The organism is Mesorhizobium sp. WSM4871 (assembly GCF_055811295.1).
Window position 1 is genome coordinate 39,205 of the sequence record NZ_JBVVPU010000010.1, and the last position, 12,729, is coordinate 51,933.

Sequence of the window (12,729 nt, forward strand, 5' to 3'; positions counted from 1 at the left end):
ACCCTCTTGCCGGCGCATGGCGTCGGCTGGACGTCACCTCAGGCAGCGCGGGGTGATGTGATCTTCTGTGCCGGCTTTTGCTTCTTTGCGGTGTGCAGAAGGGCGGCGACGATCGCGGCCGGCCCGATCGCCCGGTACTGGCTGGCCAGCGTCGGTTGCTTGGCGCGGTTGGTTTCTTGCTTGGTTCGAGGCATTGTCTTCTCTTCCCTGGTAACGTCTTCGTGTCTGCGTTTGCTGGTCGAATCCGACCAAATCGTGACGTCTGGTGATCTAGCCGGCGAATGTTTCATGACTGTGCTGACATGTTTAATAAAATGTTTCAGTGCATCATTACCTGTGATCCAGCGACGCTTTTGCTTGCAGTAGCGACTTGACGGCAACACTGGGTGAGGCGATAAAGCCGCCTATGAAAACGTCTTTCGCCATTTGTGGCATTTGCATTATTGGCTAGCCTCGCGCTGGTCCGGACGTTTTCGCCTCATCTTTCCCTAGAGTGGACAAACGCCCCGGCCAGCAGGCTGGAATCTGACTGGCGTCTCGGCGCGGGAACGACTCCCAGCCCAAACAAAGTACCGGACCGGGAAGGCACGAATGTCTGACGCATCGAAGGGCCTGCGCCTCTACAACACGCTGACGCGGACGAAGGAGGACTTTGTTCCGATCGATCCGCGCAATGTGCGCATGTATGTCTGCGGCCCGACGGTCTACGACTTTGCCCATATCGGCAATGCGCGGCCGGTGATCGTCTTCGATGTGCTGTTCCGTCTGTTGCGCCAACTTTACGGCGAAAAGCACGTCACGTATGTGCGCAACATCACGGATGTCGACGACAAGATCAACGACCGCGCCCTGCGCGATTTCGGCGCCGAGATCACTTCCGGAAAGCTGTCGTTGAACGAGGCGATCCGAAGGGTCACCGAAAAGACCGCCGATCAGTTCCACAAGGACGTGGCGATGCTCGGCTGCCTCGAGCCGACGGTCGAGCCGCGCGCCACCGAATTCGTCGCACCCAGGCCCGACGGCAAGGCCGACATGATCTCCTTGATTCAACGCTTGATCGAACGCGGCCATGCCTATGTTGCGGCAGGCGAAGTTCTGTTCGACACCGCCTCGATGCCGGACTACGGGCAGTTGTCGAAGCGCAATCTCGATGAACAGCAGGCCGGCGCCCGCGTCGCCGTCGACGCGCACAAGAAGAACCCGCAGGATTTCGTGCTGTGGAAACTGTCATCGCCGGAGGAGCCGGGCTGGGACAGCCCATGGGGCAGGGGCAGGCCGGGCTGGCACATTGAGTGCTCGGCGATGTCGGCCGCCTATCTCGGCGAGGTCTTCGACATCCATGGCGGCGGGCTCGATTTGATCTTCCCGCACCACGAGAACGAGATCGCCCAGTCGCGCTGCGCCCACGGCACCGAAACGATGGCCAAGGTGTGGATGCACAACGGCTTCCTGCAGGTCGAGGGGCAGAAGATGTCCAAGAGCCTGGGCAATTTCTATTCGATCAACGAGCTCCTGGAGACCGACATTTTTGGCGGCCGCAAATGGCCGGGCGAGGTGCTCAGGCTGGCGATGCTGATGACGCACTACCGCGAGCCGATCGACTTTTCCGTGCGCAAACTGGAAGAGGCGGAAAACACCCTGCGCAAATGGAAACGCGCCGCGGATCTGGCGCCGGCGGCAGCACAACAATTGCCGGCGGCCGTGGTGGACGCCCTGTCGGACGATCTTGCCACCTATGCCGCCTTCCAGGTGCTGACACAGCTTGCTGGTGAAGCGGCGGAGGGCAACGATGCCGCCACTTCGCTGAAGGCCGCGCTTCTGTTCCTCGGCTTCGATGTCGGCGCGGCCAAGGTCGATGAAGGCGAAATCGACAAGGCCATCGCCAGGCGCCTGGAACTGATCGCCGCCAAGAACTGGGCCGAGGCCGACCGCATCCGCGACGAGCTTCTGGCGCAGGGCGTGCAGTTGAAGGACGGCAAGGATCCTGTCACCGGCGAACGGATCACCACCTGGGAGGTAAAAAGATGATCGACCATCTCGGCATCACCGTTTCCGATTTTGACGCGTCGAAGGCGTTCTACGACAAGGCAATGGGGCCGCTCGGCGCCTCGCTGCTCTATATGGTACCCACGGAATATACCGGCGGTGCCAAGGTCGGCGGCTATGGCCGCGACCGGCCGGTGTTCTGGCTGAGTACCGGCAAGGACAAGCCCCGGGACCATCAGCACGTCGCCTTCACCGCGCGCAGCCGCGCCGAGGTCGACGCCTTCCACGCCGCGGCAATCGCCGCCGGCGGCAAGGACAATGGCGGGCCGGGCCTGCGCCCGCACTACCATGCGAACTATTACGGCGCCTTCGTCTTCGATCCAGACGGCAACAACGTCGAGGCGGTCTGCCATGCTCCGGAGTGACCTGCGATGAGCCTCGACAACCGGCCGGTCTATACAGGCGGCTGCCAGTGCGGCGCGGTGCGCTTCCGCGTCGAAGGCGCACTGGGTGATGCCTCCGTCTGCCATTGCCGCATGTGCCAGAAGGCGAGCGGCAATTTCTACCTGCCGCTGGTGTCCGTGCGTGGCGCCAGGCTCGACTGGACGCGTGGCGAGCCGAAACGCTTTCGCTCTTCCAGCGCCGCGCTACGCGGCTTCTGCGCGGAATGCGGCACGCCACTGACCTTCGAGGCGCCCGACGGCGTCGCGCTCGCCATCGCCGCCTTCGACGATCCGGCCGGCATCGTGCCGACCATCCAGTGGGGCACCGAAGCAAAACTCGCCTATGTCGATCATATCCACGAATTGCCGGGCGAAGACACCATGGCCGACATCTCGTCGGCTCCCTATCTGGCCGAACTCGTCTCCTACCAGCATCCCGACCACGACACCGAACAATGGCCGCCAGAGGAAAGATCATGACCGAGAAAGTTCGAACCGGCGGCTGCCAGTGCGGCGCCGTGCGCTTCCGCATCAAGGGCACGCTTGGCCGCCCGTCCATCTGCCATTGCCGCATGTGCCAGAAACAGTTCGGTTCGTTCTTCGGCGCTTTGGTGACGGTGCCCAAGGACGGTGTCGAATGGACCCATGAGGAGCCGAGCTATTTCCAGTCGTCGGTCAATATCGATCGCGGCTTCTGTGCCCGCTGTGGCACGCCGTTGACCTACCGGCAGCCCAGCGGGCTCGAAATCGCCATCGGCGCTTTTGACGACCGCTCCGACCTCGCACCCCGGATCCAGGTCAATTACGCCGCCAGGCTGCCCTGGGTCGAGACCATCTTCGATGCGCCAGTCCATGACGACTCGGATTATTACGCGAGGCAGGAGCAGATCATCTCCTTCCAGCATCCCGATCACGAGACGGCCAACTGGCCGCAGCAGGGCCTGAAACTATGAGCTTGCGCAGCCTCTATCCCGACATCGAGGCCTTCGAGTCCGGCATGCTCGATGTCGGCGACGGCCATCAGGTCTATTGGGAGCGCTCAGGCACCAAGGGCGCCAAGCCGGCGGTGTTCCTACATGGCGGGCCGGGCGGCACCATCTCGCCAAAGCACCGGCGGCTGTTCGATCCGAAGCTCTACGACGTCGTCCTGTTCGACCAGCGCGGCTGCGGCAAGTCGACTCCCAACGCCTCGCTCGAGGCCAACACCACCTGGCACCTGGTCGCCGACATCGAGCGTCTGCGTCAGATGTGCGGCTTCGACAAATGGCTGGTGTTCGGCGGCTCGTGGGGCTCGACGCTGGCGCTGGCCTATGCCGAGACCCATCCGGATCGGGTTAGCGAACTGGTCGTGCGCGGCATCTACACGCTGACCCGCGCCGAGCTCGAATGGTATTATCAGTTCGGCGTCTCCGAAATGTTCCCTGACAAATGGGAGCGCTTCCTGGCGCCGATTCCGGAGGCCGAGCGCGGCGACATGATGGCCGCCTACCGCAAGCGGCTGGTCGGCAGCGACCGCAAGGCGCAGATCGAGGCTGCCCGCGCCTGGAGCCTGTGGGAAGGCGAGACGATCACGCTGCTGCCGGACCCCGAGACCAGTGGCCCGTTCGGTGAGGACGACTACGCCGTCGCCTTCGCCCGCATCGAGAACCACTATTTCGTCCACGCCGGCTGGCTGGAGGAAGGGCAGCTGTTGCGCGATGCTTGGAAGCTCAAGGATATTCCCGGCACCATCGTCCACGGCCGCTACGACATGCCGTGCCCGGCGCGCTACGCCTGGGCGCTGCACAAGGCCTGGCCAAAGGCGGATTTCCATCTGATCGAGGGCGCCGGCCATGCCTATTCCGAGCCCGGGATTCTTGACCGGCTGGTCCGGGCGACGGACAAGTTTGCGGGGAAATGACCATGGCTCGCGAGCGCCTCTATCTCTTCGACACAACCCTTCGCGATGGCCAGCAGACGCCTGGCATCGACTTTTCGGTCGAGGACAAGATCGCCATCGCCAAGCTGCTCGATGCGTTCGGCATCGACTATGTCGAGGGCGGCTATCCCGGCGCCAACCCGACCGACACCGCCTTCTTCCAGAAGAAGCGCACGGCCAGCGCCAAATTCGTCGCCTTCGGCATGACCAAGCGGGCAGGGGTATCGGCCTCCAACGATCCCGGCCTCGCCGCACTTATCCAGTCGCAGTCGGACGCCATCTGCTTCGTCGCCAAGAGCTGGGACTACCATGTCCGTGTCGCGCTCGGCTGCACCAACGAGGAAAACCTCGACTCCATCAAGGCCTCGGTCGAAGCGGCGGTTGCCGCCGGCAAGGAAGCGATGGTCGACTGCGAGCATTTCTTCGACGGCTTCAAGGCCAACGCCTCCTATGCGCTGGCCTGCGCAAAGACGGCTTACGAGGCCGGCGCGCGCTGGGTGGTGCTGTGCGACACAAATGGCGGCACACAACCCTCGGAAGTCCGCGCCATCATCAAGAACGTCATCGCGGCGGGCATACCGGGTGATCATCTCGGCATCCATGCCCACGACGACACCGGCCAGGCGGTGGCGAATTCGCTTGCTGCCGTCGAGGCCGGCGTGCGCCAGATCCAGGGTACGCTGAACGGCATAGGCGAGCGCTGCGGCAATGCCAACCTGATCTCGATCGTGCCGACATTGGCGTTGAAGCCGGCTTTCGCCGACCGCTTCGAAACCGGCATTTCGGCCGAGACGCTGACCGGCATATCGCGCCTGTCGCGCGCATTCGACGAATTGCTGAACCGCGCGCCGGAAGCGCAGGCGCCCTATGTCGGCGCCTCCGCCTTCGCCACCAAGGCCGGCATCCATGCCTCGGCCCTGGCCAAGGAGCCGGCGACCTATGAGCATGTGCCGCCGGAAACTGTCGGCAACCGGCGCCGCGTCATGGTCTCGGACCAGGGCGGCAAGGCCAATTTCCTCGCCGAGCTGAAGCGGCGCGGCATCGACGTGCCGAAGGACGACCACCGGCTTGACGCGCTGATATCAGTGGTCAAGGAACGCGAGGCTGAGGGCTACGCCTATGAAGGCGCCGACGCGTCTTTCGAGCTTTTGGCGCGCAAGATGCTGCATGGTCTGCCGGAGTTCTTCGCTGTCACCTCGTTCCGCTGCATGGTCGAGCGCCGCTTCGACGCCAATGGCAATCTGAAGACGGTCTCCGAGGCGATCGTCAAGGTGCTGGTCGACGGCGAGGAGAAGATGTCGGTGGCCGAAGGGCACGGCCCCGTCAACGCGCTCGACATCGCGCTGCGCAAGGATCTCGGCAAATACCAGAACGAGATCGCCGACCTCGAACTCGCAGACTTCAAGGTGCGTATCCTGAATGGCGGCACCGAGGCGATCACCCGCGTGCTGGTCGAATCGCACGACTCGACGGGTGCCCGCTGGTGGACGGTCGGCGTCTCCGAAAACATCATAGACGCATCCTTCCAGGCCTTGATGGATTCGATCGTCTACAAGCTGATGAAGAACCGCGACATGGCCGGACTGGTGGCCGCGGAGTAGTCTTGAACCATCAGCGAAAGTCCATTGATCCATCAGCAATTTGCGATGGTCTTGGCACGACGGCTGGCGCATAGCGTTGGGCCATGGCCACGCAAGCACTTCAACTGGACGCAGCCTCCAACGCCCGTCGCGGCTTCCTCCTGGCGCTGGGCGCCTATCTCCTGTGGGGGCTGCTGCCCTTCTATATGAAGGCGGTCGCGCATCTGCCGCTGGCCGAAGTCATTGCGCACCGCATCGTCTGGTCGGTGCCGATCGCTGCCGCCGTTCTGGTCTGGGCTGGCCGCACCGCGGACTTCAAGGCCGCAATCCGCTCGCCGCGCACCATCGCAATGGCCGCGCTGACGGCGGCGCTGATCTCGGTCAACTGGGGCATCTATGTCTGGGCGATCGCCGTCGACCGCACCGTCGAGACCGCGCTCGGATACTACATCAATCCGCTGGTCAGCGTCGTCGTCGGCGCGCTGCTGCTCAGCGAACGGCTTGGCCGGCTTCAGGTCGCCGCTGTGGTGCTGGCGGCCGTCGCGGTGGCGGTGCTGACTGTCGATGCCGGCAAGCTGCCCTGGGTGTCGCTGGCCCTGGCGTTTTCTTTCGCTGCCTACGGCTTCTTCCGCAAAACGCTGCCGATCGGCCCAAGTCAGGGTTTTCTACTCGAAGTGCTGCTCTTGTCGGTGCCGGCGCTGGGTTACATCGTCTTCCTGATCGCCAACGGACAGGACCATTTTGTAGCAGGCGATGCGGCCGACACCGCGCTGCTCATCGGCTGCGGCCCGGTCACCGCGGTGCCGCTGCTGTTGTTCGCGTTCGGCGCCAGGCTGCTGCGCCTCTCCACCATCGGCATCATGCAATATATCGCGCCGACCATTGTGTTTTTGATCGCTGTGCTGATTTTCGGCGAACCCTTCGGCAGCACCCAGGCCATCGCCTTCGGCCTCATCTGGACGGCGCTGGCGATCTACTCCTGGTCGATGTTCACCTCGGCGAGAAAGGCTTGAACGCGACGCTTTAAACGTTGCGGCCCAGCCGCGTGACGACAAAGAAAACTATGGCCGCCACCGCGAAGGAAAACAGGGTGACGATCCAGAAGCCTGAAGACGTTTCCAGGAACGGCAGGCCGCCGACATTCATGCCGAACAGGCCGGAGATGATGGTCATCGGCAGCAGCACCGCCGTCATCACCGAGAGCACGTAAAGCAAGCGGTTCGACTCGGTCGTCAGCTTGGCCATCAATTCGTCCTGCAACAGCCGGGCGCGCGCCTGCAATTGTTCGCCGTCATGGTAGAGCGTATGCGCCCGGTGCGACAGCCGCGCCGCCATGTCGTTGATTGTGTCGAGCAGGTCGTTGCGATGCGAATGGTCGAGATGGCGAAACAGATTGCTCAGCGTCGCCATCTGCCGGTGGATCACCACCAGATGCCGGCGCGCGTCGACAAGCGCCTGGCGCTCATTGTGCCATGCGTCGCAGACGATACGATCCTCGATGCCATCGAGCGTGTCGCCGAGGCGGGTGAGTTCCGCCACCATCCCGTCGAACGACTGGCCGACGACGGCCTCGATCAGGTCGGCCGGCGAGCGGAACTTGCGCGACCCGTTCTCGATGGCCTTGCGGATATTGTCGACCGACTGCAGCGGTTGCTTGCGGGCGCCGACCAGCATCGTGTCGTTGAGGGCGAAGCGGAAATGGCCAAGTCCGCGCGCTTCCGCCGAATAGTCGTGGCGCAGGTCCGGCAGGTCGCCATAGAGCCAATCATCCTCGAGGTCGATATGGCAGCCATGGCTGGCGGACAGGAAGGCTTCGCGCACCGGCGGCGGCAAAGCCTGATCGGCGGCGATCTCGTGGCGGGCGCGCATGTCGGAAAGCTGGTAGCTGCGCCAGGTCCAGTGCGCTTGCGCGGCGTCCTTGGTGCGCACGCCTTCGGCGGTGAAGTGATAGATGAAGAACAGCCCATGCTCGTCGGGCAGGTAAGGAGACAGGTCGGTGCCTTCCGCATTGAGAGCGATGTTCATCGTCGCTTCGCCAGTTTCTTGAACGCAGCATCGCGCAAGCGGCTGCCGGCCCTGAAACCTAGCATGGCTGCTGCCGGTTTTGTGTGACGGTTTCTTGACAGTCGGTCACAGCAGTAGGGCAGTAGGGGGGCTTTCTTTGCAATTCACGTACTGCCTTACTACCCTACTCCCTTACTCCCCTACATCTTGTCGATCACCGACTGCACGCCCTCGGTTGGCGCATCGACCGAGGACCCCGCCACCATGATGGCGGCGACAATGGCTTCAGCGTCGTCGACCACCAGCGGCTTGACCCGCTGGGCGGTGTGAATGAAGCCTTCGGCCGACATGTGATCGAGCAGCGAAAGCATCGGATCCCAAAACCCCTTTATGTTGGCGAAGACGATCGGCTTGCGGTGGTGGCCCAGCTGGCCCCAGGTCATGATCTCGACGATCTCCTCGACCGTGCCGATGCCGCCCGGCAGCGCCACAAAGGCGTCGGATTTCTCGAACATCCTGTGCTTGCGCTCGTGCATGTTGTCGGTGATCACCAGTTCATCGAGCCGGTCAAGCGCGGTTTCGGTCGCTTCCCTGTTGATCAGGAAGCGCGGAATGATGCCGGTCACCTTGCCACCGGCCTTGAGCGCGCCATCGGCGACGGCGCCCATGATGCCTTTGGTGCCGCCGCCATAGATCAGACGCAGGCCAGACCTGGCAATCGAGCGGCCAAGCAAGTGCCCGGCCTTGGCGTAGGTTTCATCGCGGCCCGGAGACGAACCGCAATAGACGCAGACGGATCGAATCGTGTTCATACCGATGATTGGTGATAGGGACGGCAGGTATGGTCAAGCCCGGGGCGAACCTTTTTCTTGCGGGGCCCTTTTTCTTGTAGGGTTTGCTAAAACAGGCTAGACCGGCGTTAGGTGGCTAAGGGGCAGGGAACTATGGCAATTAACCCATTAAAGGCGCTTTTATTCGCGGCGGGTGGCTCGGTAGCCGCGGCGGGAACCGCCTATGTGTCGGGCGCGCTCGACCCGTATCTCAATCGTACGCCGCCGGCGGAAGTGGCGACGCTGACGCCCCCAACGGCCACCGACGCGAAGACACCGGCCGCACCCGCGCCGGACAGCAACGCAATGGCGCCCGCTGCGCCGGCTTCGGATGCGGCTGCTCCGGCAGCTCCTGCTGCACCCGCCGCGACCGGCCCGATCGCGCCGACCTTCGACATCGTTCGGGTCGAAAGCAACGGCTCGATCGTCATCGCCGGCAATGCGGTGCCCAACGCCAAGGTCGAGGTCCTCAATGGTTCGACAGTTCTCGGCTCGACGGTCGCCGGTTCGGATGGCGCCTTTGCCATCGTTCTCGAGAATCCGCTGAAGCCTGGCGACTATACGATCACGTTGCGCTCGACTGGCACTGTGGTGATCAACTCGGCACAGACCGCTGTTGTCTCGATTCCCCAGAATCCGGCGGGCCAGGTGCTGGCCATGGTCGAGGAACCGGGCAAGCCATCCGAGCTGCTCACGGTTCCCGCGCCCGAGACAAAGCCGCAAACACCTCCCGCCGGCGAGCAGGCGGGCGCTCCGGCGACGGAAGCGCCCACCGCGACGCCTGTGCCGGCCCAACCGGCGCCCGACGCGCCTGCTGTGGTGGAAGCCGCACCCGCGCCGGCTCCGGCAACACCTCCAGCACCTGCCACGCCGGGGGCGGAACCCAAGATCGTCGTCGAGGCAGTCGAGATCGACGGCAAGAAGATTTTCGTCGCCGGCATCGGCGATCCAGGCCGCAAGGTTCGCGCCTATGCCAACGACATTCTGCTTGGCGACGCGAAAACCTCGCCGGATGGCCATTTCCTGGTCGAGGCGACGCGCGACATTCCGGTCGGCACCTACACCATCCATGTCGATGCGCTCGATGCCGACGGGGTCAAGGTGGTGGCCCGCGCCGCCGTGCCGTTCGAGCGCGAGCCGGGTGAGACGGTTGCCGCCGTGGCGCCCGCCGAGGCCAAGCCGGACGACGCGAAACCAGCCGAGGCAGCAGGCGCCGCCGCTGAAGCGCCCGCATCCGCGACAGAGCCTTCTTCGCCGCCAGCCGTGGCTGCGAAGAATCCACCCGCTGCACCTGCCGCCGAGGCGCCCGCCGATGTTGCCGCGGCGACGCCGCCAACTGAAGTTCCCGAGACGGTGGCGCCAAAGCTCGAGCATGCCGACAGCGCGGTCATCATCCGCCGCCACGACACGTTGTGGCGGATTTCGCGGCGGGTCTATGGGCAGGGCATGCGCTATTCGACCATTTATCTCGCCAACCAGGATCAGATCAGGAATCCCGACCGCATCTGGCCGGGGCAGGTGTTCAAGGTTCCGGAAAAGTCGAAGGAAGGCGAACCCGCCAATCTCAAGGCGATGGGCGACCAGATGACAACAGCCCCGGCGAAGACTGAGTAGAAAATCTTTTTTCTGCTTTCCGGTCCTTGAAGAAAGTTAATTCATCGTCTATCGCCGATAGACGATGAATGTTCCCTCAATTAAAACCCCGAACACCTGCGGCTTTGCCGACAGCCGGACCGTTGCCACGAAGCTCGCCGCACTTTCGCATCCGGCGCGCATCGAGATTCTCAAACATCTGTCGGCCAGCCACTCCTGCTGCTGCCGGGAGGTGGTCGACCATCTCGACCTGGCGCAGTCCACTGTCTCCCAGCACCTGAAGATACTGGTCGATGCCGGTCTGGTCCGCTACGAGCCCGACCGCCAGCGTTCGCGCTATCAGGTCGACCGCGATGCGCTCGCCGGTCTTTCCGTGTCGCTGGCCGCGCTCGTCAACTCCTGCTGCTCCGGCTGCTGAGAACAGGACAAGAAAATGCCCGAAAAAACCGTCTCCGCCGACTCCGGCTCGACCTTCGATACATTGCGCAATCTGTGGCCGTACATGTATCCGGCCGATCGCCCGGATCTGCGCTGGCGCGTAACCTGGGCGACCTTGCTGCTTGTCATCGCCAAACTCGTGCTCGTCGCCGGGCCGTACTTTTTCAAATGGGCAACCAATGCGCTGGCAGGGCAGGGCGCGGCCCTGCCGCCGTTGTTGCCAGCTTTCCTTTTGGCGCCGGTCGCTCTCGTGACCGCCTACAATTTTCTGCGTCTCGTCCAGCTCGGCTTCAACCAGTTGCGCGACGCGCTGTTTGCCCGCGTCGGGCAGTATGCGGTGCGCCAGCTCGCTTTCCGCACCTTCGTCCACATGCATGAACTGTCGCTGCGCTTCCATCTCGAGCGCCGCACCGGCGGCCTGTCGCGCATCATCGAGCGCGGCACCAAGGGCATCGAGACGATCGTTCGCTTCATCATGCTCAACACGGCGCCGACCATTCTCGAATTCGCACTCACAGCTGGCATCTTCGCCTTCACCTATGGCTGGAAATATGTCGCCGTCGTTGCCGTGACCGTATGGATCTATGTCTGGTTCACGGTGAAGGCGAGCGACTGGCGCATCACCATCCGCCGCGACATGAACGACAGCGACACCGACGCCAACACCAAGGCGATCGATTCGCTGCTCAATTTCGAAACGGTCAAATATTTCGGCAACGAGGCGATGGAGGCCGAGCGCTTCGACCGCTCGATGGCGCGCTATGAGAGCGCCGCGACCAGGATCTGGACCTCGCTCGGCTGGTTGAACTTCGGCCAGGGCGTTATCTTCGGCCTCGGCACGGTCGTCGTCATGTGCATGTCGGCACTGGAGGTGCAGGCCGGCACGCAGACGGTCGGCGACTTCGTCTTCATCAACGCCATGCTGATGCAGCTTTCGGTGCCGCTCAACTTCATCGGCTTCATCTACCGCGAAATCCGGCAAGGGCTGACCGATATCGAGCAGATGTTCGACCTGCTCGATGTCCGTCAGGAGATCGTCGACAAACCAGACGCCAGGCCGCTCGCCGTCTCGGCCGGCAAGATCGAATTCCGCGATGTGCATTTCTCCTATGACCCCAACCGCAAGATCCTGAAAGGCGTCAGCTTCGAAGTGCCGGCCGGCAAGACGGTCGCCATCGTCGGACCATCGGGTGCTGGCAAGTCGACCATTTCGCGGCTGTTGTTCCGCTTCTATGATGTCCAGGATGGCCAGGTGCTGATTGACGACCAGGATGTCAGGGACGTGACGCAGGAGAGCCTGCGCGCGTCGATCGGCATGGTGCCGCAGGACACCGTGCTGTTCAACGACACCATCGCCTACAACATCCGCTACGGCCGCATCGACGCCAGCGAGGACGACGTACGCAAGGCGGCCGAGCTTGCCCAGATCGGACCTTTTATCGAGCGGCTGCCCGACGGCTACCGTTCGATGGTCGGCGAGCGCGGGTTGAAACTCTCCGGCGGCGAAAAGCAGCGCGTGGCCATTGCCCGCACCATCCTGAAGGCGCCGCCGATCCTGATCCTCGACGAGGCGACCTCGGCGCTGGACAGCCACACCGAGCAGGAAATCCAGGCCGCGCTCGATCTTGTCAGCAAGGGCCGCACCACCATCGTCATTGCCCACCGGCTGTCGACCGTGATCACGGCCGACGAGATCATCGTGCTCAAGGACGGCCAGATCGCCGAGCGCGGCACCCACGCGGCACTGCTAGCCAAACACGGCCTCTACGCGTCGATGTGGGATCGCCAGCGCGAGGCGACCGAGGCCGAGGAGCGGCTGCGCATCGCCCGCGAGACCGACGAGCTGGGTGTGGTGGTGCGGCGGCGCACCTCGGAGGTGGGGTGAAATTTGGCCGGTGAACTGAAAGGCTTTGCGAAATCGCAAAATGAGATAAGGA

The 12,729-nt window shown here is 63.4% G+C and carries 13 protein-coding genes; 10 read left to right on the plus strand and 3 right to left on the minus strand.

Annotation, left to right across the window (positions count from 1 at the left end; genetic code table 11):
- Positions 1-38 precede the first annotated feature (38 nt).
- On the minus strand, positions 39-194 hold the full coding sequence (locus tag AC0L2H_RS20715) for a hypothetical protein (protein ID WP_473591951.1): 156 nt from the start codon (positions 192-194) through the stop codon (positions 39-41).
- 397 nt (positions 195-591) lie between these two features.
- On the opposite strand from AC0L2H_RS20715, the gene cysS reads away from it, so the two are divergent.
- From cysS to rarD, 7 genes are all read left to right on the plus strand, one after another.
- Complete coding sequence (gene cysS, locus AC0L2H_RS20720; RefSeq protein WP_473591952.1) at positions 592-2,028, plus strand: cysteine--tRNA ligase; 1,437 nt, start codon at positions 592-594, stop codon at positions 2,026-2,028.
- Positions 2,025-2,411 (plus strand): VOC family protein, encoded by a 387-nt coding sequence (locus AC0L2H_RS20725; RefSeq protein WP_473591953.1) that lies wholly within the window; start codon positions 2,025-2,027, stop codon positions 2,409-2,411. Before cysS ends, AC0L2H_RS20725 begins: the two co-directional genes overlap by 4 nt.
- 6 nt (positions 2,412-2,417) lie before the next feature.
- Positions 2,418-2,909: a GFA family protein gene (locus tag AC0L2H_RS20730; RefSeq protein WP_473591954.1), complete on the plus strand. Its 492-nt coding sequence runs from the start codon at positions 2,418-2,420 to the stop codon at positions 2,907-2,909.
- Positions 2,906-3,382, plus strand: coding sequence for a GFA family protein (locus tag AC0L2H_RS20735; RefSeq protein ID WP_473591955.1), 477 nt, complete (start codon positions 2,906-2,908; stop codon positions 3,380-3,382). The genes AC0L2H_RS20730 and AC0L2H_RS20735 overlap by 4 nt, the downstream gene beginning before the upstream one ends.
- Complete coding sequence (pip, locus tag AC0L2H_RS20740) at positions 3,379-4,329, plus strand: prolyl aminopeptidase (protein ID WP_473591956.1); 951 nt, start codon at positions 3,379-3,381, stop codon at positions 4,327-4,329. The genes AC0L2H_RS20735 and pip overlap by 4 nt, the downstream gene beginning before the upstream one ends.
- Positions 4,326-5,948 carry a citramalate synthase gene (cimA, locus tag AC0L2H_RS20745; protein WP_473591957.1) on the plus strand — a complete coding sequence of 541 codons (1,623 nt, stop codon included), beginning with the start codon at positions 4,326-4,328 and terminating at the stop codon, positions 5,946-5,948. The genes pip and cimA overlap by 4 nt, the downstream gene beginning before the upstream one ends.
- Before the next feature lie 83 nt (positions 5,949-6,031).
- On the plus strand, positions 6,032-6,940 hold the full coding sequence (gene rarD / locus AC0L2H_RS20750) for an EamA family transporter RarD (RefSeq protein ID WP_473591958.1): 909 nt from the start codon (positions 6,032-6,034) through the stop codon (positions 6,938-6,940).
- Between the two features lie 10 nt (positions 6,941-6,950).
- On the opposite strand, the gene AC0L2H_RS20755 is transcribed toward rarD, so the two are convergent.
- Entirely contained in the window at positions 6,951-7,952 is a 1,002-nt protein-coding gene (locus AC0L2H_RS20755; protein ID WP_473591959.1) for a transporter, read from the minus strand.
- A gap of 179 nt (positions 7,953-8,131) precedes the next feature.
- Positions 8,132-8,743 (minus strand): LOG family protein, encoded by a 612-nt coding sequence (locus tag AC0L2H_RS20760; protein WP_473591960.1) that lies wholly within the window; start codon positions 8,741-8,743, stop codon positions 8,132-8,134.
- 132 nt (positions 8,744-8,875) lie between these two features.
- Here AC0L2H_RS20760 and AC0L2H_RS20765 point away from each other — a divergent pair, with 132 nt between their 5' ends.
- The 3 genes from AC0L2H_RS20765 (at position 8,876) to AC0L2H_RS20775 (ending at position 12,677) form a co-directional block, all read left to right on the plus strand.
- Positions 8,876-10,375 carry a LysM peptidoglycan-binding domain-containing protein gene (locus tag AC0L2H_RS20765; RefSeq protein WP_473591961.1) on the plus strand — a complete coding sequence of 500 codons (1,500 nt, stop codon included), beginning with the start codon at positions 8,876-8,878 and terminating at the stop codon, positions 10,373-10,375.
- A gap of 64 nt (positions 10,376-10,439) precedes the next feature.
- Positions 10,440-10,772, plus strand: coding sequence for an ArsR/SmtB family transcription factor (locus AC0L2H_RS20770; protein ID WP_473591962.1), 333 nt, complete (start codon positions 10,440-10,442; stop codon positions 10,770-10,772).
- A gap of 15 nt (positions 10,773-10,787) precedes the next feature.
- Positions 10,788-12,677, plus strand: a complete 1,890-nt coding sequence (locus tag AC0L2H_RS20775) for an ABCB family ABC transporter ATP-binding protein/permease (RefSeq protein WP_473591963.1) — start codon at positions 10,788-10,790, stop codon at positions 12,675-12,677.
- Positions 12,678-12,729 lie beyond the last annotated feature (52 nt).

Bases quoted from the DNA above. Each gene is read 5' to 3' on its own strand.
- AC0L2H_RS20755 (WP_473591959.1), bottom strand. From the start codon at position 7,952: ATGAACATCGCTCTCAATGCGGAAGGCACCGACCTGTCTCCTTACCTG.
- AC0L2H_RS20760 (WP_473591960.1), bottom strand. From the start codon at position 8,743: ATGAACACGATTCGATCCGTCTGCGTCTATTGCGGTTCGTCTCCGGGC.
- AC0L2H_RS20770 (WP_473591962.1), top strand. From the start codon at position 10,440: ATGAATGTTCCCTCAATTAAAACCCCGAACACCTGCGGCTTTGCCGAC.
- pip (WP_473591956.1), top strand. From the start codon at position 3,379: ATGAGCTTGCGCAGCCTCTATCCCGACATCGAGGCCTTCGAGTCCGGC.
- AC0L2H_RS20730 (WP_473591954.1), top strand. From the start codon at position 2,418: ATGAGCCTCGACAACCGGCCGGTCTATACAGGCGGCTGCCAGTGCGGC.
- AC0L2H_RS20725 (WP_473591953.1), top strand. From the start codon at position 2,025: ATGATCGACCATCTCGGCATCACCGTTTCCGATTTTGACGCGTCGAAG.
- cimA (WP_473591957.1), top strand. From the start codon at position 4,326: ATGACCATGGCTCGCGAGCGCCTCTATCTCTTCGACACAACCCTTCGC.
- AC0L2H_RS20775 (WP_473591963.1), top strand. From the start codon at position 10,788: ATGCCCGAAAAAACCGTCTCCGCCGACTCCGGCTCGACCTTCGATACA.
- AC0L2H_RS20735 (WP_473591955.1), top strand. From the start codon at position 2,906: ATGACCGAGAAAGTTCGAACCGGCGGCTGCCAGTGCGGCGCCGTGCGC.
- cysS (WP_473591952.1), top strand. From the start codon at position 592: ATGTCTGACGCATCGAAGGGCCTGCGCCTCTACAACACGCTGACGCGG.
- AC0L2H_RS20715 (WP_473591951.1), bottom strand. From the start codon at position 194: ATGCCTCGAACCAAGCAAGAAACCAACCGCGCCAAGCAACCGACGCTG.
- AC0L2H_RS20765 (WP_473591961.1), top strand. From the start codon at position 8,876: ATGGCAATTAACCCATTAAAGGCGCTTTTATTCGCGGCGGGTGGCTCG.
- rarD (WP_473591958.1), top strand. From the start codon at position 6,032: ATGGCCACGCAAGCACTTCAACTGGACGCAGCCTCCAACGCCCGTCGC.